Source organism: Bacillus pretiosus (genome assembly GCF_051294775.1).
Taxonomy (GTDB): domain Bacteria; phylum Bacillota; class Bacilli; order Bacillales; family Bacillaceae_G; genus Bacillus_A; species Bacillus_A wiedmannii.
Genome location: NZ_JBPPHF010000001.1, coordinates 461,161 through 480,235, shown reverse-complemented (window position 1 = coordinate 480,235; position 19,075 = coordinate 461,161). Strand labels below are relative to the sequence as shown.

Here is a 19,075-nt window from a genome sequence, read left to right as displayed (position 1 = left end):
ACACGCATCCTATTGTATATTCGTTAGTTTTGCGAAATAATAAAGGATAGAAGTATGTACCAATATACATATAAACTTATTTACCGCTTTAATATGAATAGGAGGAAACATAATGACATTACAAGAACAGATTATGAAAGCATTACATGTTCAGCCTGTAATTGATCCGAAAGCAGAAATCCGTAAACGTGTTGATTTCTTAAAAGATTATGTGAAAAAAACAGGTGCAAAAGGATTTGTACTTGGCATTAGTGGCGGACAAGACTCTACATTAGCTGGACGTTTAGCTCAGCTTGCAGTGGAGGAAATTCGTAATGAAGGTGGTAACGCAACGTTTATCGCCGTGCGTCTTCCTTATAAAGTGCAAAAAGACGAAGATGATGCACAATTAGCATTACAATTTATTCAAGCTGATCAATCTGTTGCATTTGATATCGCTTCAACAGTTGACTCTTTCTCAAACCAATACGAAAACTTATTAGGTGAATCATTAACAGATTTCAATAAAGGTAACGTGAAAGCACGTATCCGTATGGTTACACAATATGCAATTGGAGGACAAAAAGGTCTACTTGTTATCGGAACTGATCACGCGGCAGAAGCTGTTACAGGATTCTTTACAAAATTCGGAGATGGTGGTGCAGACCTATTACCATTAACGGGTTTAACGAAACGTCAAGGACGTGCTCTTTTACAAGAATTAGGTGCGGATGAGCGACTTTACTTAAAAATGCCAACTGCTGATTTATTGGATGAAAAACCAGGTCAAGCTGATGAAACGGAGTTAGGTATTTCGTATGATCAACTAGATGATTATTTAGAAGGTAAAGCAGTTCCAACTGACGTTGCAGAAAAAATTGAAAAACGTTACACAGTGAGCGAACATAAAAGACAAGTTCCAGCATCAATGTTTGATGATTGGTGGAAATAAATAAAACATAAAAAAGAAGCTAATCTCATTAGCTTCTTTTTTATGTTAACGATACACCCCTACTCTTTTCTCTAGTAAGTCCTGTAAACAATCCTCATGTTGTTGATTAAACAATGGTGGCATTTTGTTTAGCGGGAAAAACTTCAATTCCAACGTTTCATCACCGTCTACTTTTTGCTCTCCACCGGCAATTGAGCATGAAAAGAATATTAAAATTGACTGGGCATTATCTCCATTTGGATATGCTTGAAAATATTTTGTATACACCCCGATAAGTTCATTTATTTCCACGTCATAACCTGTTTCTTCTTTTATTTCTCGAATCGCGGTTTCTGCGGCAGATTCTCCAATTTCCATTGCACCGCCAGGAAATCCCCAAGCGTTAAAATCACCTCTTTTTTGCAGTAATACTTCTCCATGCTCATTCAACACACAACCACCCGCAAAGTTTATGAGAACACAGTCGTGACCTACTTTTTCACGTAATTCTTTTATATAATTAGCCATCCTCTTCCCCTTTTCATACATCTTCTATCATTATTTCTTATCTTTTTCAAGCAATTCAATCATTCGATCTAGCTTATTATTCATATTAATTACATGTTGTTTTTTTGCAGCGCTGTTTTGCAATAATTTTCTAAGGAACAAAGTAAATGATAGGAAAAACAAAACGATAAGTCCGATTACTAAACAAGTATATATCAATGTAAAAATATTACTTTCGAACAAATTCATTCAAATCCCACATCTTTCCTTTTTATATTTTATCACACAATTCTGTTTTTTAAAGTGATACATAATAAAAAGAGCACCTTTTACAGATGCTCTTTTTAATTAATAAGTAAATGTAATTGTCGCTAATGAATAATCTGCCATCGCACTATATGGTGCTACTTCATAAGATACACGTTTTGCACCTTTTGGCCAATTTATTTCATTTAACACTTTCTTTATATCTTGCATTGTTCCATCCATCGATTGCTTATATCGTACTTCTACCTTTTCTGGCTTAGAAGCGAATTGTTGCTGTAATTTTTTCTTAAATTCACTATAATTATCTGCCCCGTATTGTGCAGACAAATATTTTAAATTTGTTTCTTTTAACATTTGTTCATACGCAGCAGTTTTTGAACTACCCGCTTTTATTTTGTTTGTTAATTCATTAAAGTAACTTGTAGTTGCCGCTGGATATTTACTGCGATCCCAGTCGTGATCTTTACTTAATTGCTCATCAGACATATTAAAATATGAATATGTTACGCGTCCAGCTTTATCGGGTACTGGATCATCGAATGTAGTATCAAGATGATACCATTTGTTTTCAATGTTCACTAAATTCCATGCGTGAGCTTGTCCATTTCCTGTACCTGTTACAATATGGTTTTGAATACCTGCTTCTTTTAGCAATTCATATGTTAATAACGTATATCCTTGGCAAACGGCAGAACGATTTGCTAATGCTTCATATGCTGTATACGCTTTATAAGACGTATCATAAGATACATGTTTTACAACATAATCGTGAATAGCTTTTACTTTCTCATGCTCATCCATCCCTGTTTTTACAATTGAACCGATAATTGGTTTTGCCTGAGATTTTACATATTGTGTTTGCTCTTTTGATTCACGGTATTTCACTTGCAATGTAAACGTATAGTTTCCTGGTAACCCTTTAATAGAATATTTAGTAGACGCTACATTATATTTTACATACTCATCTGCATCTACAATTTTATTAAACTCGCCATACAATTGGTCCATAACATTTCTAGCATTTCTATCTTTCTTTTTATATGTGATTGTAATATTTTCTTCTCGATTATCAACCTGTTTTTTTAATTCTTTTCGGAAATCATCTAATAGCTTTGCATCTGATTGTGTTGTCGCTACAGACGGATTCGTAGCTGCATAAGATACCGTTGACGCGTGTAAGCCTCCCATTACTATAGTTGAACAAAGCAGGGTAGCTGTCACATACTTACTTGTCTTTCTCATCTCGTCACTCCTTACATTCTATAACTATACGAAAAAGTATCGTATAGTTTCAGAGTATACAATACTTTTCCGTATAGGTCATATGAGATTATGCATATTTAACATTGTAAAAAGGTTGTTCTTTTTACAAGAACAACCTTTTTCATTAACAAGTTTGTAATACACAACACGCATTTTCAAAACGTCGATTTTTTAAGTCTTCATTTCCAATACAGAAATAAAGCATTCCTAAATCTCCCCACATCATATTACAATTTTTAGTATCTGAATCGATTTGGAATAAAAGCGTCATTTGCTGCGGGTCTATCCCCATATATTCTCCTGTCTCATATAATACTTCCTCTTGTACAGAGAATGGTTCACCAAACATTTGATGGTTATCATAGTTGTCTGGGATTAGTTCTTCAAGCAATTGTAAGAAACGATCTGAATCAGCCTCATCTTCAATGAAAAGCTCTGGCAATTTATATGTCAGTTCAAAAGTAGTTGCACACTGGTTATAATTTGTTTGCAATTCATCTGCTCTTCGTAATTGCTCTACAGGAACATCATAATAAAGTACACGCCCCGCTTCAGTTGGATTCACATCTTCTTCAAAGTAATTTTCAATGCTAAAGAAATATAACATCCCTGTCTTAGGAAGATTGTGACCCATACCAACATTTTGTAAATCATTTAAATTAAATTGAGCGATAAATTGTAATGGATTTCCTTTGTGCATTGGGTATTCCAATGTAGCTGGCAAGTCAGGAACTCCTCCCATTTTCGAACTACCTACCGCAACTGTTTCCTCCTGCTTTGGCACAACTTTTACACAAGGAAATACAGTGTGAATAAGTTCCTCTTTTAAATGTGTCAGCCCATATTTATCAATTAATACTTCAATTTGTTTATTCATAAATTCTCCTTATATTTACATACTTATTTGTATCATCGCACAAAAATTATACTCCATTCTTTGTAAAAACAACAAGCCTCCAAAAAAACGGGCTCTTCCTCCATACGCGAACAAGTTTAAAAAAGCATAGTATACATTGTTCCTACAAACACGATAGTTCATTATTTCTTCCAGTACATTTTCCCCTCGTTCATTTTTATTTTTAATTTAAGGAGGAATTCCACATGGGTTACGGATATAGTTGCGGCGGTTACGGTTACGGCGGTAGTTGTGGTGGATGTGGTTATGGAGGTTTCGCTTTATTAATCGTTTTATTTATCCTTCTAATCATCATCGGAGCTAGCTGTTGGGGCGGCTTTGTAGGCTGCTAGTAAATTTAAAAACTATTGCAAAAAAGCACGTACAATACGTGCTTTTTTGCCATTTTCAAATCTTTTATTCGAAAGGAAGTATGATTGATGAAGATTGATGGTGTTTTTGAAGGAGGCGGTGTACGCGGAATTGCGCATGTAGGAGCAATTTGCGCGTTAGCTGAAAAAGGCTATGAATGGGAGCGTGTAGCTGGAACATCAGCTGGTTCCATTATCGCTGCGCTCCTAGCAGCAGGATATTCTTGTTCAGAGTTAAAAACGATTATAACTGATATCAATTATAATAAATTTACGAAGAGAACCTTTATTGACAGAATCCCGTTTATCGGAAAAGGATTAAGCGCATGGACTACTCTTGGTATTTACTCTAATATTTTTATAGAAGAATGGATTGAAGAATTACTTCGCAAAAAAGGAGTTCACTTATTTACAGATTTACCTGATTTAAATAAGCTTAAAATTATCGCTTCTGATATAAGTAATGGCAAAATGGTTATCTTTCCCGATGACTTACCGAACTACGGATTTTTAAATTATCGCTTCTCTATTGCTAAAGCTGTAAGAATGAGTAGTACAATCCCTTTCTTCTTTGAACCGGTAAAATGGAGAACCCCTAAATGGAAGCAACCTTGTTATATGGTTGATGGAGGGATTTTAAGCAATTACCCAATTTGGATTTTCGACTCACCTTCCTCTCCTCGCTGGCCAACATTTGGATTTCATTTCGTAAAAGATGAGATTCAAGCTGATCCTGCCCATTATAACGAGCCTATCTCCATGTTCAAAGGACTTTTTAAAACGATGATGCAAGCCCATGATTTACGTCATTTAGATAAGGAATCAAAAGCAAGAACGATTACAATTCCAACAGGATCCATTACAAGTACAAACTTTGAGTTAACAAAGGAAGAAAAAGAGTGGCTTTACAATTCTGGTTATAACGCCGCAAATAAGTTTTTACAATCTTGGAACTTCAGACAATATATTGATGACTATAGAAACGGAAACCAGGACCGAAAAACAAATCGCTATTTCCGTCAACTTGACTCATAATACTATTATTTTTCATACGAGAACACGTAACGCTTTCAAAAAAAATAAGCCTAGTAATATCATAGATTACGAGGCTTATTTACTCCCTGCATAAATTATTATACGTCTCTTAAGGATACGTTAACCCTTTAGCTTCTTCCGCAGTAATAACGGTATATCGATTTCCCGTTCGTAACCCTAACAATTCTGCTTTTTCAATTGCATCCTGCTTCGTCTCCGCATAAGCAGCTAAATATTTTTCTCCATTAATAATTTGGCAAATTACGTATTGTTTCATTACTTTCTCCTTTTACTTTTTCATTAGTTGTGCAAGCTTTTTTATACCTATTTCAATTTCTTCTAACGTTGCGTATGAATAGGATAGACGCAAAAATTGGTTTGCACTTCTATCATACAAAGTACCTGGATTTAATAAAATCTTTTCTTTCAAAGCTTTGTCGAATAAGCTACGGTTCGAAACGGGTACATTCATATGTAACCAAATATAAAAACCACCTGTAGGTTCATACCATGTTGCTATATCACGACAATATTTCTCTAACATTTGCAACATAAAATCTCTACGTTTTTTCAACTTAGTTCTTACAAACTGTAAATGTTCATCATACAATCCATCTGCAAACCATTCCGCTGCAATTTGCTGGGATATAGAACTTGAACCATAATCTGTTTGCATTTTTATGTCTGCCAATCTTTGAATGACTGGCTCAGATCCAACAATCCATCCAATTCTTAATCCTGGACTAATGACTTTAGACATACTCCCGATATGTAGTACAATTCCGTTTTTATCATATGCTTTTAAAGGCTTTGAAACAGGCTCATCAAACCATAAGTCTTGGTACACCGCGTCTTCTATAATAGGCAAACCAATTTCGTTACATATTTCCATCACTTCTATTCGTTTCTTCACATTCATACTAAAGTTCGTCGGATTATGAAAAGACGGAATTGTATATAAAATAGATGCATTAAATTGCTTCTTATATTTCGTAATATATGATGCATGTAAACCGTTCTCATCCATTGGTATACCAATTAAACGCATTCCTGCTGATTGAAAAACATTAAGAGAATATAAATAAGATGGTTTTTCTAATAAGATAGATGCCCCTTTTGGAAGAAGTCCCATAGAAATAAGTTGCAACGCTTGAATTGCTCCTGAAACAATTAATATAGAATCAGGAGTTACATCTATACCATGTCCTTTTAAATAGTCCGCAATTTTCTTCCTTAAATAGAAATTCCCTTTTGGTTCTTCATACCCAAGTATCATGCTCGACTTTAAAAGCTTATTCATAATATCTTTCATCTTTTTTTCAGGTAAAAGACTCGGCGCGAGCTCACCTGTTCCTAAACGAATTACATGCGGATAAAATTCAGCTTGATTAATCTCTTGAATAGCAGGCAGATTCGGGTAATGAAGTCCTGTTTCTACATAAGACTGCCAATTAGGCGGGGGTGCGTACGTTGAAGCATTCTCATTATTATTTACAACAATTGTTCCTTTCCTGCCATTTCCTTCAATGTATCCCTTTGCCACTAGCTCATCGAAAGCCATTACAATTGTACTCCGGTTCACACCGAATGTATGTGCCAAATCTCTTTGTGAAGGTAATTTCGTTCCAACAGTCCATTCTCCATTAACGATTCTTTCTTTTATATACGTTTCTATTTGTTTATACAGGGGAGTCGCTAGAGACATATTCGGTTTCCAAACTAATCTTTCCATCATATCACCTTATATTCTTTTTGGTTGGTAACCTCTCCAACCATATGGATGGATACAAATTTTCATTTCTTCTATACAATATACACTATCATACTGAATTAAAATAGGAGGTAATATGATGAGTGAAGCAATTATTCATGGTATCATTCTTGCATTTGGTCTTATCATTCCATTAGGTGTCCAAAATGTTTTCGTCTTTAACCAAGGTGCGAGCCAACTAAACATTTGGAGGGCAGCCCCTGTAGTATTAACTGCCTCTATATGTGATACGTTACTCATATTGATTGCAGTGCAGGGTGTCTCCCTTGTACTCCTTACTTTTTCTTGGCTAACTAACACGTTATATATAATTGGATTTTTCTTTCTCCTATATATGGGCTTTGTTATTTGGAGAAGTAACCCTTCCAACGATATAAAAAAAGAAAACAGTATGCCATTAAAAAAGCAAATCCTTTTCGCTGCATCGGTTTCGTTATTAAATCCACATGCTATTTTAGATACAATCGGTGTAATCGGAACAAATTCTATTCAATACATAGGAAGTGAAAAATGGGCTTTCACACTTGCAACTATTATCGTTTCGTGGATTTGGTTTATAAGCTTAGCTTTAGCGGGGAAACTTCTAAAAAGAATAGACTCAACCGGAAAGACAATCGTATTATTAAATAAGTTTTCGGGTCTCATCATTTGGGGTGTCGCGCTTTATATGTTAAAACAAGTTATGTATTCTTAATGAACGAAAGAGAATTGCATGTTCCTTAAAACACCATGCAATTCTCTTACAAATTATGAAGTAGGTTCCCGTTTCTGTTTTACGTTCTTTGCATCTTTTGCTGGTTTAATCCAAATCATCGCTATAACAGCACCGATACCAGCGAAAATACTTGTTACATAAAACACTTCATGGTCAGCACCTTTCATGAAAAAAGAGTATAGAGGTGGGCCGGCTGCTACACCGATAAATCGCATGGAACTATAAAAAGATGTAACCGTTCCCCTTTGCTCCTTTTCAATTCCTTGTGTAATTAGGGAGTCTAAACATGGGAGTGCCATACCAATTCCTATCCCCATGATAACGAGACAAAGAAGTAGTAAATAAATCCCTTTTATAAATAAAGGAATGATGACTGATGCAGCTGCCATTAAAAAACCAATATAAATACACTTCTTCATTACATTTTGATTATCTCCAATTTTTTTACCCGCCATATATGAACTAAGTGACAGTACAAGTAACGGGATAGCAAGTACACAACCTTTCCATATACCATGTATGTCATACTTTGATTCCAGTATTGTCGACAAATAAAAGAGAATTCCGAATAAAATAAGCATAATAATTGCACCTAATACAAAAATGGCAATTAACCATCTTCCCTTTTCTCGAAATGTAGAGATAATCGATTTTATAAACTCTTTAAGTGGTGGCACTTCTCCTTCTTGTTTCTTTGCCTTTACTAGAATAAGTAATAAAACAATTGATACTATGCATAAAACTGGAATTGCCCAAAATGGTAAGAACCATACAATGGCAGCAAGAGCAGATCCTACAATAGGGCTCAGCACTTTTCCAAATGTATTGGATGTTTCAATGATTCCTAAACCTGTACTAACTTGTTTTTCATCCTTGTATAAATCACCAACACATGGTATAACAACTGGCATTGCACCAGCAGCACCAATACCTTGAATCGCTCTACCGACCAATATCCAAGTGTAGGGATTATCAACTTTCCATGATACCCAACCAGTTATCGCTCCTCCTATAGCCGCAATCAGCAAACTCGGAACCATTATCATCTTTCGTCCCCATCTATCTGATAAATAACCAGCAATCGGTATAAGAAGAATGGCTACGATAGAGTAAATTGTAATAATCATGGATACTTGAAACGATGAAATATGTAATTTCTTTTCGATTGTCGGTAGAATTGGAATGAGCATTGAATTCCCTAATGTCATAACAAGTGGAACTGATGCAAGCGCAATTAAACAACAGTTTTCTTTTTTTAACATGTTGGCTTCGGAACCCTTTCATCGTATATTTCTGACCATATAATAGCCCTGCTGGAACGTAATTTTTCATTCCACCAGGGCTATTACATCTTTACTACTTCCCATTTACAACAAAAGAAATTGGGGAAAATATAGTATTATTCCTATTCTTTGAATCCAGTTCGCAATATATTCATACCAATTAATTGAAAAAAAAAGAAAGGAAGAATCCTTCCTTTCTCCTATAACCTTCTACAATTAGCGAGTATATCCGCCACCAAGTTGTTGTTCTGCCATCGCTACTAGACGTTTTGTAATTTCACCGCCTACAGAACCGTTTGCACGTGAAGAAGTATCAGCGCCAAGTTGTACACCAAATTCTTGTGCAATTTCATATTTCATTTGATCTAAAGCTGCTTGTGCTCCATGTGATGCTAATTGATTAGAGTTACGATTTCTAGCCATTACCAATCACCTCCTTATTTATATATAAATTGTGTTAAATTTCAATTTAAATACATGGTAATTTTTAGTTATTTATATTTTTAAAAAAAGAGTCTCTACAATGAGAGACTCTTACATCATTTTATATTAAGAAGTTACTACTTCTAAATTTCTATTTGTTAATACTTTCATTTCTTCTTTTAATATATCTTTCGCATTATGTCCAAACCATTCGAGTGAAGCAAAATGGTCAGTATCTCTCACTTCCTGAATAATCTCATCATAATTTACCACACCTTCAAATAATGGAACCATACCAATTCGACTTCCCGCTGCTGCATATACATTATTTGGTTCAAACACATGCAAATAATCTGCTGACGATATATTCTTAAAATGGTAATGTTGTATCCACGGCTTTAGTCGATGGAAGCTGTCTATTGGATCTGCACCAGACTCCCATATATGAAGAAAATCAAGGTTTATTTTCAAATTCGGATGATCTACTTCTCCTAATAATTCCAAAGTAGAAGGCAGCGTATCCGTTAACGTATTTGGATGTGTTTCTAAAAGTACATACATATTATGCTGAGCAAATACTTCACAAATCATGCGAATACGATTCACATACTCTTTTCTCTCCTGTTCCGAGAAACCTTCGCTACCTTTTTGTCCAGCAAACGTACGAATTTTGTTTGTTTTAAACCAATTAGCTAATATTGCAAGTTGTTCACATTTCTCTATCGTTTTTTCAAAATCTGCCGATAATGATATGTCTAAGTAATCACTTATCATCGTAATTTCCAAGTTTTTATCCTTTAAACAATTCAATTCTCGTTCTGTCGTTTCATGCTCTTGCATATACAAATTTCGTGCATGAGTCCCCCACAATTCAATTCCTTTAAAACCGTTTTCATATGCAAATTGAACAATATCAGTAAATGAAATTAATTGATGACGAAAGGAAATAGTACATAATGAATATTTCATAGGTTTGAACTCCCTTATCTTAAATTCAGTTAGGTTTTTAAAATACTAAGACAGACTCGTTTGTTTCCATTTCTTTCCACGATAAAAACTGTCTCTCTAATTCAGCCTTAATTCGCAGTTCAATTGCATTCATTTCATCCAACTTTTCAACAATTGATAATAACATGCCTTTATTATTCGTCATCGCCATTTTAATTGCTCGATACTGTACATTTGTAAATCCTTGTACAATATCCTCTACCCGATCACACCAATAATCAAACTCTTGCTCCGAATATTGCAACGTTTCACGGAAGTATGCAAAGGCATGTTCATAACTATATTTACGAATTGCAAGTACTGGTATTTGCTTCACTGCCGCTACAAGACCAGAAAGCGAATAACCTTCTTCTTCATTTGCCATTTTTATAATTAAATTTTTCAATTCCATAGTCAGTTCATTGTCATTTCTTTTGAAAGTTTCTATGAAATAACTCGCTACCATTTCTTCTGTTGGCTCCTGAATTTCTTCTACATCAATGAAATACCCTCCACCAAATGGGTTATCTTGAACAGAGTGAAGCACTTTTTCTCTTTCCATATTCCCTTCCCAGCGAAAATCAGGATCTAGCATGAACCATTCTTCTTCTTTCTCTGTCTTCGATATCATTAAATAATGCGGAAACGGTTTTTGATGAAATTTATTTTCCCTCTCTGGCAATAGAGACATATCAACCATTACAATGACATAGCGATTTTCTGGCTTGTTTTCTACTAATTGTAAAAACGTTTCTACATTGCTATCTTTACCTTTTGCATGATCATACCATTCGTTCACTTTCATACCGTACAATTTTTCATACCATAATAAATAATTATCATGGTTAATATTTTCGGAGTGATACGAGATAATGCCGCCTTCTGTTATATCAAAATCTCCGTCCCATAATCCAAAATAAAATGGACGGAAATCTATATCGCTACGCCTTTTTATAATTTCACAAAAACAACTCACTAAACAGTGAACTTTAATTGAAGTCATATTCTCATCCACTTTCCTAAAGGTTAATTATTCACATTTACTTCTTATACCGGCTGTAACTCCTCCATAAAATCAAGCAAAGATCCTACAGTAAGAAATGCTTTTGGGTCTACCTCATCCTCTGGAACGCATAGCTTTACATCCATTTCTATGTAGACTATGAGTTGTAACATCATTACCGAATCTATATATAAATCTTGGTTTAAACGCATCGTTTCTTCTAAATGCGTTACATTTTTTAGCTCCATTTTTTCTGTCATAATTTTCAACACTTCATTTTTTAATGTTTCACGTCTCATGTTGTAACCTCTCCCATCTCTAGTAATTTTCTACTTACTTTTCCAGTTTTATTTTTGGGAATTTCAGTTACACTTTCAATCTCATGCGGAACTTTATAAGATGGTAAATGCTGCATACACCATTCTCTTATTCGCACTGGATCAACATGAGAGATTACTTTCGCTTTAACAACTTCGCCCATCACAGGATGTTTTCCCCGATATACAATTGCCTCTTGAACGCCTTTTAGTCGAAGCATTGTTTCTTCTACCTCTATCGGAAAGACTTTTAATCCTGAAACGTTAATCACATCATCCATGCGCCCCATAAAATGAAGACCATGCTCAGATTTATACCCCAAATCTTTCGTGAAAATTTCCTTATCTTTCATTTTCACTACGATTTCTTCGGGCATATTTTCATCTGAACCTATACTTATACTCGCATGAGGTAGTGGATTACCTAAATCTAAATGGCTTTTCATATCATGACATATACTAATACAACCTGCTTCAGAACAACCGTATTGCTGCATCATATATGTTGTCATTTCTTTTAGTTTATAAAATAATGCTTCTGGTAAAGGGGCTCCGGATGTCATAATTTTATGAAACTGAAACGTTCCTTGCGGGAAACTCCCCATAATATGTAACATAAGCGGTACTGCATAAATGATATGTTTTTCTGTATTGCGAACTATATTTAATGCGAATTTAGGGTTTTTATTCGTAATGATGATAGGTTTGCTTCCTCGCGTAATTGCAGATAACGTACCACATATTAGTCCGTATGAATGTGAAACAGGAGCCATAACGATCGGCACTTCATCTACTTCACAGTTTAAAGCTTCATTATAAGCAGTAATTTCTGTATCCACTTCCGCCCATGCTCTACGAATCAGTTTTGGTTCTCCTGTTGTTCCAGAACTATATTGCAATAAAGAAGGCTCTTCTAGTAAAGCGTTCACTACTTCTAATTTCGTAAAATCGGGATATTCTCCATATAATATCCCGATACAATTTGCACGCTTTGCCATTTCAATAGCCGTTTCTTTTGGCGTATCTTCATGTATAAGCAATACTGATGATTTCTTTTCTTTTAAGAAAAACACAAGCGTAATAATATCGAATGGATCTTTCAGACAAAGCGCGAATCTATTTCCTGCTGCTTTTTGAAATTGTTCCATTTCCTCATAAACTTGTAATCTCAAATCAAAATCACTTTTGCTATACTCTTGTTTATTAACGATTAGCATAATTTCCCCCTGTAACAACTGATTTTTGTTTGATAAGTTGTCTTGCTCTATACAATGGATTTGGAACTTCATGAACAAGCGAGTCCACATCCATATATAATCGTCGCTTCGTTAATTGCTCAGCATAGAATGTAGGAGTGTATAGCTGAATACTTTCAAATCTATCTTTCAAGTGTGGATATTTTCTAAAATGATTTTCAATTTCTTCGACAACTATCATCCAAAAAATTTCTTCTTTCCAATCATATTCGTCTGCAAGTACGAAAGCTAATTCTCCTACATTAAATAAGAACAGTGCATCTAATACCATCTCTTGTAAACATTCAATACGATCCATTTCAAAGAAATCATTCATTTTCCCATTCGCATACGTTTTATGCATTTTAGTAAAGTCTGGACATTTATTCATTTCTTTTAAGAATGGACGATAAAACTCAAGTCCTTCATGGAAATCCTTTAATGCAATACGGACAGGTAGCCCTTCTTTATGAACTAAAATCATATTTTGTCCGTGTGATTCTAATGCGATTCCATACTCTACAACAAGATGTATAACTGGTATGATCGCTTTTTGAATCAGTAATCGTAGCCAATTTTCTATCCCATATTTGTTTAACCATGCATCAATAACTGGTGTCCCGTCTTTCTCCTTTGCATATAAGCCGTTAAAGGGAACCGCATCCTCTTGCTCATCTAAATATTTATGAACGCTTTCACGCCAAATGCACCCTAATGAACCATATGTGGCTTTCTTATTCGTATCATACGTTACACTCGAAAATTCCTTTAACAAAATAATGCGCGATTCATCCCTTAAATAAGAATCCTGACTTACGACATCACTTAACCAATTCGATATAGCTGGTGCACTCACAACTGAATATGGTTTCAGCGTACGGAGTGTTGAAGTGTTAAGTATGTTCAGCGATAACTTTACATATGGTCTCTTTGGATTCGTAACATTTCTTAACGTCCTCATCGATTGTTGCGCGCAATAATCATCCGCTGATTGTCCTAAATAAATTATATTTTTATCCTGTATATGATCAGCGTAATTTGGAATGATGAAATTCTCCCACTGCCAAGGATGAACAGGTATAAACACGTACTGTTTTGGATTACATCCCGCACTGTGAATTCGTTCCATATACGTTTCTAATGTATGCGCGCCTATCTCACCCTTTAAAATATTGTCATAGATCATTTCATTTTCATAACCTACAGTCGCATACTTCTTATGAGCTGCAATCCATATAATTTTTATAGGTCTCATAAATTCATATCCATATTGAAAATTGTCACGATATTGAAACCCAATGCGTGCTTTATAGCTAGGATGATATGGATGACCGTCTATTAAATGGCTTTCAAATTCATCGTACGATTTTCGGGTATATTTCACCTTATTATGTCTTTCATATTTTGCAATCGTGTCTTTAAATATCGTTTGTTCTAATTCATGAATAAAAGAATCTAATTTCGTTTGTTCTACGTTAACAATTCGAAAAACTTCTTCCAAAAATTGCGAAACTGATTGTATTTCTTGTTTTTCCTCTTGAACTCTTATTACTAATGAATCTATAGAGATACGTCCAAATGTCATTCGTTCTCTCCCGTAACATTCATACGTGACACTTTTGTTGTCCTCATCAAGTCCTTGTATAAGAAAAAGAATTTGTTCTTCGTTTTCTATGCGAATTGGCGTAATAATCCCCTCATAAATTAACGACTCTACTAATTGACGTAACACTCTTCTTCGTACCGAAATGTAATCTTTTGATTCAAGCGCTTTCAATATTCTCGTATGATACATGTCCACTCTCATAACTCCTCCACCTTATGGAAAATACCATTATTTGTATTACGTGAAATTTTAACGTTATTTATGAACGGACAGCCACTTCTCTAACGAGCGGATTCTGTACCTGTACGTAAATTGCTTGTTCTAAAGGATTACTTAACTCATCGACATCGAAAAATCTCGTTAATAAATTTGCTTTACATGCCAACTTATCCTCTTCTAACAATTCTCTTAAAAAGGTAGAAGGTTCACGGTTATACGGAAGGAACGATTCAAGTACAGATCTTAATTCAGAGAGAAGAATTTCCTCCTTAATTAATCCTGCTGTGCCAAAACCGTTAATGAGACCAAACATATGATTGAAAATTAAGTAGTAACGAAATCTCTCATCTACAATATAATCGTCATATAGATTTCCAGTACGTTCTCCAATGCCAGCCAACTCATTATTAAGCATCTCTTTCATTGAATTACAGAAATAAAACCCTTGATTATCACGGAAATAATATTTGACCGGATAACCATCCTTTAGCTGAACAACACTATTTTGCTGATGCGCTTCTAATGCAACACCATAACGTAAGTACATCCATACCATCGGCTTTAAAGAAATATTCATATATCGTCTAAACCAATCTAAACTTACTTCTTCACAGCTTCTACTTTCTACATCTGCTAGTCGATGAATGATATTCGATAAACGAGTACGTTCCCCAGGTATAGCATCTTGAACTAATCCAGCAATTAAAGTAGCGTCATTTGCATGTTCACCATAAAAAGGGTTCTCTCGTATAATTACTTCAAATCCAGATTCTTTTGCCCCGTAATTTAATGTAATAAATGCTGGATCACAAATAAAATCAAAACCTGGAAACTTATCTAACACTTCACCAATTGCTGCATTTAGCATTTCCTTTCCTTCAAGACCACTCTCTAGTTCCTTCAATTTATTAATACGCATTGAATTTGTTACTTTTACTGGGAATGAAAACTTAAGCATATATTTTGATTGGGGATGATATAACGTCCTAAGTGATGATGTTGCCATATAATACTTACCGACAGGACCGATATATTCAAGTACTCCTTGATCTATCCAATCCTGTACGTATGATTGGTGTAATAGCCATTCTGCCTGAAGCGGATGAATTGGAAGTAATGAATATTCATCTTCATTACAATACTTCGATATAAATTCTTTACAAACCATCTCATCATTACGTAACTCTTCTTTTAGAATTACTGTTGTAGAATCTAACAATAATGATTTTTCATTTACTATATTTTTATGTGCCCTAAAATAATGAAGCTGACATTCTCCTTTTAATTCTGGAGAATACATTGCGCTTTTCCATTCCAAAATACCTTGTCTACTCTTTGGGGTTGGATGCGTTAAATGTCCAAATAATAAAGATTGCTCCGCTTCTATAAAGGATGTATGGAAACCGTATAATGCAGATGTATCTTCTATTCTCTCCTTTGTAAATTCTTCAATATTTTGACAACTACAAATAACTCGAAGCATAAGTTCAGCAGGATTCGTCCCTTCTCCGTAGTTGATAGACATCTCTTTTATTAAGAATGTAATAACAGTAACGTAATCTGCTTTTATAACATTCTTATTTTCTCCCATTTGATAATAAAATTGTTCTCCAAACAAATGGCGATCTGTTGCTGATTTATATATAACTTCTCCATACAAAGTAATGTTTTGTGCCGATAACCGACAGCATAAATAAGTAGAGCCAGTATCTCTTTGAAATGAATTGTAGAAAGTATCCTCTATCCTTTTATCCGCTGTAATCCATTCTCCACTTCCTGTTTCTCTTAAATAACAATTTAAAAAACTTTGCATTGTTGCATGTTCCGCGATTTGTTTCGCACGCTGCATACTTGTCCTCCTCTTTATATGAACACTATCGGAATTTCATATTACAATCGATAATTGAATATCGTTATCAAATAAAATTTTAATTGATTATCATTATCAATTCAATAGTTTATTTCAGAATTTTTAAATCCGAATAAATATTTCTTTTTTTCAGCCTTTCTTTAATCTAATTAAAAATACACAAGAAAAATTCTCACTTTCAAACTACATACTTATTTATTTCATTAGTAATCCCCTTCAAAATAGTTAAACAAAAGAGGTATACATTAATTCGTATACCTCTTTCAAACATAAAGTTTACATAATAATATTATTTATATCCCTCCAACAATAGGCTGTCTCTTCTACCTGTACTCCCTCTAAAAATTTCGTATCAATTTTTTCTGGATTAAATTTTTCATAAAAATTTTTAGAAGGGTTATTCGTAACAACCCATACTAAAAGTGATTGCATATCATTGTTTATACATTCCGATAATAAAGCTTGAAATAACTTTTGTCCTATTTTCATTCCTTGATACTCTTGTAAAAGGTAGATTGCATATAATTCCCCATCACAATTATATGTACCACTTCTTTCCACTCCCCCGTCAATGAATCCGATTATTGTTTCATCTGACGTCTCTGCTACAAATCTATATTGGTATGTATCTTCTTGTTGAAAAATATTTTCCCATTGTTTTTCTCGTTGCTCATATGTTATATTTTCTAAAAATTCGTCAGCAAATATCCCTTTATATGTTGTTTTCCAGCTATCAACATGCACCTTGGCTATACCTCGTATATCATCTTTTATCGCTCTTCTAATATGTATTTCCATCATTTCTCCCCCTTGTTATTCATCATTATATCAATTTATTTCCTTAAAAATTCAAATAAAAAAAGAGCGAATGCACTTCACTCTTTTTTATCACAATTATCTACTTTCCACTTCAACTGAAACAACACGATCAATCTCTTTCAGGGAACTATATAACTCTGTTGTATATAAATCTTCTGGAGCTAAAATAACCATTTCCAGTTGCTGAAATGCTCCACTATCTATATCTTTAATTTTCACTCGTTTCACATGCATACCTAAATTTTTAATTTGCTTAAATATACCATCTAACTCATGATGCTCTTTTACAGTAATTTTTATAGATAAATCCTTTTGTCTTAATGAATACGGACCTGCAATTTTCACAAGTTGTGGAAGTACATTAATTGCTAAAATAATTAAAATCATAGCAACCGTCGCTTGTAAATAAAAGCCCGCCCCAATTGCTATACCTAAAGCTGAAGCAGCCCACACCATAGAAGCTGTCGTTAATCCAGAAATAACATCATTACTTCTTCGTAAAATAACACCTGCCCCAAGAAAACCAATCCCACTCACAATTTGAGCAGCTAGACGCATTGGATCCATATTTGTATGCCCTGGAACAGAATATACATGTACGGCTTCAATTGAAACCATCGTAATTAAACAACTTGCTACAGAAATAACCATACTTGTTTTCACACCAAGCGGTTTATTCTTTAGCTGCCTATCTATCCCGATGAATAATCCTAAAAAGAGTGCTAAACCTAATTTGAGTAAAAATTCATATGACATATTTCCATTCTCCTTACTTTACAATGTTTCCCTTGGAATAATTCACTATAACTCTTTTATGATATCAATTCCAGTCTTTTCTATTCATTTAACGTAAAAAGCCGAAAAAACATTTGTAACGATGTTTCTCCGGCTTTTTATTATGCTTAAGATTCTTCTTTATTTCTGATCTTTAATCTTAATCTCTGCATCTTTGTAGAATGCTAATTTACTGTCATTATACTCTTTTGTAAAATTGTTAAATTGCTCTTTTGATTTTTGTGCTTCCACAGTTAATTCATTAACAGCCTTAACTTTTTCACCAATCTCTTTTAATTTCGTTTCTTTTACTTTTAATTTTTCATACAGTTCTTTTTCAGTCGCTAACGCCTTCGTATAATTTTCATTCATCTTTTGGAATGCATCATAACGGTTTTTATACGACTCTTCTACTGCTTTCGCTTGTTTTTGTAACTTCTTATCTTCAAGCTTCTCTATATTTCCTTGAACAGATTTTGTTTCTTTCTGAGCTTTTTCTAGCATTTCTTTCTCAGTTTTTAATACTTTTTCACGGTCATCTACATTTGCAGTAGCTTGCTCTATCTTCTTCATAACAGCATCATTATGATCTTTACCTTCTTGTAAAATTTGAGAATATAGTTCTTGACCTTCATTCTCTAATTTCTCTAACTTCTTCGCTTCATCAACTAATAATTTTTCTTGTGTCGCTGCTGTTTCAAAAGCTGTATATAGATTTTCTTCTGGTTTTTCACCGAAACAACCTGTTAATAGTCCTACTGATAGTGCTCCAACTACTGCTACTTTTCCATACTTCAACGTTCAT

General features: G+C 34.2%; 21 protein-coding genes. 4 read left to right on the top strand and 17 right to left on the bottom strand.

All coding sequences use genetic code 11. The annotated features are described in order from the left end of the window. Positions 1 to 112: 112 nt before the first annotated feature. Positions 113 to 931 carry an NAD(+) synthase gene (nadE, locus tag ACSG5Z_RS02380; RefSeq protein WP_087982839.1) on the top strand — a complete coding sequence of 273 codons (819 nt, stop codon included), beginning with the start codon at positions 113 to 115 and terminating at the stop codon, positions 929 to 931. Positions 932 to 976: 45 nt separating this feature from the next. Here the strand turns inward: nadE and ACSG5Z_RS02375 are convergent, their stop codons facing one another. The 4 genes from ACSG5Z_RS02375 to ACSG5Z_RS02360 form a co-directional block, all read right to left on the bottom strand. Next, the gene (locus ACSG5Z_RS02375; RefSeq protein WP_046954986.1) at positions 977 to 1,438 is read right to left on the bottom strand and encodes an NUDIX hydrolase; all 462 of its coding nucleotides are present in this window, start codon (positions 1,436 to 1,438) and stop codon (positions 977 to 979) included. 30 nt (positions 1,439 to 1,468) lie between these two features. Then, positions 1,469 to 1,666 carry a DUF4083 domain-containing protein gene (locus tag ACSG5Z_RS02370; protein ID WP_087982841.1) on the bottom strand — a complete coding sequence of 66 codons (198 nt, stop codon included), beginning with the start codon at positions 1,664 to 1,666 and terminating at the stop codon, positions 1,469 to 1,471. A 99-nt stretch (positions 1,667 to 1,765) separates the two neighbouring features. Further along, complete coding sequence (locus ACSG5Z_RS02365) at positions 1,766 to 2,926, bottom strand: transglutaminase domain-containing protein (RefSeq protein ID WP_435710597.1); 1,161 nt, start codon at positions 2,924 to 2,926, stop codon at positions 1,766 to 1,768. A 145-nt stretch (positions 2,927 to 3,071) separates the two neighbouring features. Continuing rightward, the gene (locus ACSG5Z_RS02360; protein ID WP_088063091.1) at positions 3,072 to 3,824 is read right to left on the bottom strand and encodes a YwqG family protein; all 753 of its coding nucleotides are present in this window, start codon (positions 3,822 to 3,824) and stop codon (positions 3,072 to 3,074) included. 224 nt (positions 3,825 to 4,048) lie between these two features. Here ACSG5Z_RS02360 and ACSG5Z_RS02355 point away from each other — a divergent pair, with 224 nt between their 5' ends. Together ACSG5Z_RS02355 and ACSG5Z_RS02350 are read left to right on the top strand one after the other, a co-directional pair. After that, positions 4,049 to 4,195: a YjcZ family sporulation protein gene (locus ACSG5Z_RS02355; RefSeq protein WP_000540425.1), complete on the top strand. Its 147-nt coding sequence runs from the start codon at positions 4,049 to 4,051 to the stop codon at positions 4,193 to 4,195. Positions 4,196 to 4,282: 87 nt separating this feature from the next. After that, on the top strand, positions 4,283 to 5,248 hold the full coding sequence (locus ACSG5Z_RS02350; RefSeq protein WP_087982847.1) for a patatin-like phospholipase family protein: 966 nt from the start codon (positions 4,283 to 4,285) through the stop codon (positions 5,246 to 5,248). 109 nt (positions 5,249 to 5,357) lie between these two features. Here the strand turns inward: ACSG5Z_RS02350 and ACSG5Z_RS02345 are convergent, their stop codons facing one another. Together ACSG5Z_RS02345 and ACSG5Z_RS02340 are read right to left on the bottom strand one after the other, a co-directional pair. After that, on the bottom strand, positions 5,358 to 5,525 hold the full coding sequence (locus ACSG5Z_RS02345; RefSeq protein ID WP_087982849.1) for a DUF3933 family protein: 168 nt from the start codon (positions 5,523 to 5,525) through the stop codon (positions 5,358 to 5,360). A 12-nt stretch (positions 5,526 to 5,537) separates the two neighbouring features. Then, entirely contained in the window at positions 5,538 to 6,980 is a 1,443-nt protein-coding gene (locus ACSG5Z_RS02340; RefSeq protein ID WP_087982851.1) for an aminotransferase-like domain-containing protein, read from the bottom strand. Between the two features lie 118 nt (positions 6,981 to 7,098). On the opposite strand from ACSG5Z_RS02340, the gene ACSG5Z_RS02335 reads away from it, so the two are divergent. Further along, positions 7,099 to 7,713 carry a LysE/ArgO family amino acid transporter gene (locus ACSG5Z_RS02335; RefSeq protein WP_435710596.1) on the top strand — a complete coding sequence of 205 codons (615 nt, stop codon included), beginning with the start codon at positions 7,099 to 7,101 and terminating at the stop codon, positions 7,711 to 7,713. Positions 7,714 to 7,766: 53 nt separating this feature from the next. On the opposite strand, the gene bcbE is transcribed toward ACSG5Z_RS02335, so the two are convergent. The 11 genes from bcbE to ACSG5Z_RS02280 all read right to left on the bottom strand — a co-directional run bounded on the left by bcbE (position 7,767) and on the right by ACSG5Z_RS02280 (position 19,068). After that, a complete protein-coding gene (bcbE, locus tag ACSG5Z_RS02330; RefSeq protein WP_087982855.1) occupies positions 7,767 to 8,996 on the bottom strand; it encodes a bacillibactin exporter BcbE in 1,230 nt (409 codons plus the stop codon). A 237-nt stretch (positions 8,997 to 9,233) separates the two neighbouring features. Next, positions 9,234 to 9,440 (bottom strand): alpha/beta-type small acid-soluble spore protein, encoded by a 207-nt coding sequence (locus ACSG5Z_RS02325; RefSeq protein WP_000113545.1) that lies wholly within the window; start codon positions 9,438 to 9,440, stop codon positions 9,234 to 9,236. A 126-nt stretch (positions 9,441 to 9,566) separates the two neighbouring features. Further along, positions 9,567 to 10,409, bottom strand: coding sequence for a sugar phosphate isomerase/epimerase family protein (locus ACSG5Z_RS02320; protein ID WP_435710595.1), 843 nt, complete (start codon positions 10,407 to 10,409; stop codon positions 9,567 to 9,569). Positions 10,410 to 10,446: 37 nt separating this feature from the next. Then, positions 10,447 to 11,430: a petrobactin biosynthesis protein AsbE gene (gene asbE, locus ACSG5Z_RS02315; RefSeq protein WP_435710594.1), complete on the bottom strand. Its 984-nt coding sequence runs from the start codon at positions 11,428 to 11,430 to the stop codon at positions 10,447 to 10,449. A 44-nt stretch (positions 11,431 to 11,474) separates the two neighbouring features. Continuing rightward, positions 11,475 to 11,729: a petrobactin biosynthesis protein AsbD gene (gene asbD / locus ACSG5Z_RS02310; RefSeq protein ID WP_001250756.1), complete on the bottom strand. Its 255-nt coding sequence runs from the start codon at positions 11,727 to 11,729 to the stop codon at positions 11,475 to 11,477. Continuing rightward, positions 11,726 to 12,964, bottom strand: coding sequence for a 3,4-dihydroxybenzoic acid-AMP ligase AsbC (gene asbC, locus ACSG5Z_RS02305; RefSeq protein WP_435710593.1), 1,239 nt, complete (start codon positions 12,962 to 12,964; stop codon positions 11,726 to 11,728). The genes asbD and asbC overlap by 4 nt, the downstream gene beginning before the upstream one ends. Further along, entirely contained in the window at positions 12,951 to 14,789 is a 1,839-nt protein-coding gene (locus ACSG5Z_RS02300) for an IucA/IucC family protein (RefSeq protein WP_435710592.1), read from the bottom strand. The genes asbC and ACSG5Z_RS02300 overlap by 14 nt, the downstream gene beginning before the upstream one ends. 58 nt (positions 14,790 to 14,847) lie before the next feature. Beyond that, positions 14,848 to 16,656 (bottom strand): IucA/IucC family protein, encoded by a 1,809-nt coding sequence (locus ACSG5Z_RS02295; protein WP_435710591.1) that lies wholly within the window; start codon positions 16,654 to 16,656, stop codon positions 14,848 to 14,850. Positions 16,657 to 16,953: 297 nt separating this feature from the next. After that, a complete protein-coding gene (locus ACSG5Z_RS02290; protein WP_098146064.1) occupies positions 16,954 to 17,475 on the bottom strand; it encodes a GNAT family N-acetyltransferase in 522 nt (173 codons plus the stop codon). Between the two features lie 96 nt (positions 17,476 to 17,571). After that, entirely contained in the window at positions 17,572 to 18,252 is a 681-nt protein-coding gene (locus ACSG5Z_RS02285; protein ID WP_000119503.1) for an MgtC/SapB family protein, read from the bottom strand. Positions 18,253 to 18,411: 159 nt separating this feature from the next. Then, positions 18,412 to 19,068: a YkyA family protein gene (locus tag ACSG5Z_RS02280; protein ID WP_087982867.1), complete on the bottom strand. Its 657-nt coding sequence runs from the start codon at positions 19,066 to 19,068 to the stop codon at positions 18,412 to 18,414. Positions 19,069 to 19,075 lie beyond the last annotated feature (7 nt).

Bases quoted from the DNA above. Each gene is read 5' to 3' on its own strand.
- nadE (WP_087982839.1), top strand. From the start codon at position 113: ATGACATTACAAGAACAGATTATGAAAGCATTACATGTTCAGCCTGTA.
- ACSG5Z_RS02375 (WP_046954986.1), bottom strand. From the start codon at position 1,438: ATGGCTAATTATATAAAAGAATTACGTGAAAAAGTAGGTCACGACTGT.
- ACSG5Z_RS02370 (WP_087982841.1), bottom strand. From the start codon at position 1,666: ATGAATTTGTTCGAAAGTAATATTTTTACATTGATATATACTTGTTTA.
- ACSG5Z_RS02365 (WP_435710597.1), bottom strand. From the start codon at position 2,926: ATGAGAAAGACAAGTAAGTATGTGACAGCTACCCTGCTTTGTTCAACT.
- ACSG5Z_RS02360 (WP_088063091.1), bottom strand. From the start codon at position 3,824: ATGAATAAACAAATTGAAGTATTAATTGATAAATATGGGCTGACACAT.
- ACSG5Z_RS02355 (WP_000540425.1), top strand. From the start codon at position 4,049: ATGGGTTACGGATATAGTTGCGGCGGTTACGGTTACGGCGGTAGTTGT.
- ACSG5Z_RS02350 (WP_087982847.1), top strand. From the start codon at position 4,283: ATGAAGATTGATGGTGTTTTTGAAGGAGGCGGTGTACGCGGAATTGCG.
- ACSG5Z_RS02345 (WP_087982849.1), bottom strand. From the start codon at position 5,525: ATGAAACAATACGTAATTTGCCAAATTATTAATGGAGAAAAATATTTA.
- ACSG5Z_RS02340 (WP_087982851.1), bottom strand. From the start codon at position 6,980: ATGGAAAGATTAGTTTGGAAACCGAATATGTCTCTAGCGACTCCCCTG.
- ACSG5Z_RS02335 (WP_435710596.1), top strand. From the start codon at position 7,099: ATGAGTGAAGCAATTATTCATGGTATCATTCTTGCATTTGGTCTTATC.
- bcbE (WP_087982855.1), bottom strand. From the start codon at position 8,996: ATGTTAAAAAAAGAAAACTGTTGTTTAATTGCGCTTGCATCAGTTCCA.
- ACSG5Z_RS02325 (WP_000113545.1), bottom strand. From the start codon at position 9,440: ATGGCTAGAAATCGTAACTCTAATCAATTAGCATCACATGGAGCACAA.
- ACSG5Z_RS02320 (WP_435710595.1), bottom strand. From the start codon at position 10,409: ATGAAATATTCATTATGTACTATTTCCTTTCGTCATCAATTAATTTCA.
- asbE (WP_435710594.1), bottom strand. From the start codon at position 11,430: ATGACTTCAATTAAAGTTCACTGTTTAGTGAGTTGTTTTTGTGAAATT.
- asbD (WP_001250756.1), bottom strand. From the start codon at position 11,729: ATGAGACGTGAAACATTAAAAAATGAAGTGTTGAAAATTATGACAGAA.
- asbC (WP_435710593.1), bottom strand. From the start codon at position 12,964: ATGCTAATCGTTAATAAACAAGAGTATAGCAAAAGTGATTTTGATTTG.
- ACSG5Z_RS02300 (WP_435710592.1), bottom strand. From the start codon at position 14,789: ATGAGAGTGGACATGTATCATACGAGAATATTGAAAGCGCTTGAATCA.
- ACSG5Z_RS02295 (WP_435710591.1), bottom strand. From the start codon at position 16,656: ATGCAGCGTGCGAAACAAATCGCGGAACATGCAACAATGCAAAGTTTT.
- ACSG5Z_RS02290 (WP_098146064.1), bottom strand. From the start codon at position 17,475: ATGGAAATACATATTAGAAGAGCGATAAAAGATGATATACGAGGTATA.
- ACSG5Z_RS02285 (WP_000119503.1), bottom strand. From the start codon at position 18,252: ATGTCATATGAATTTTTACTCAAATTAGGTTTAGCACTCTTTTTAGGA.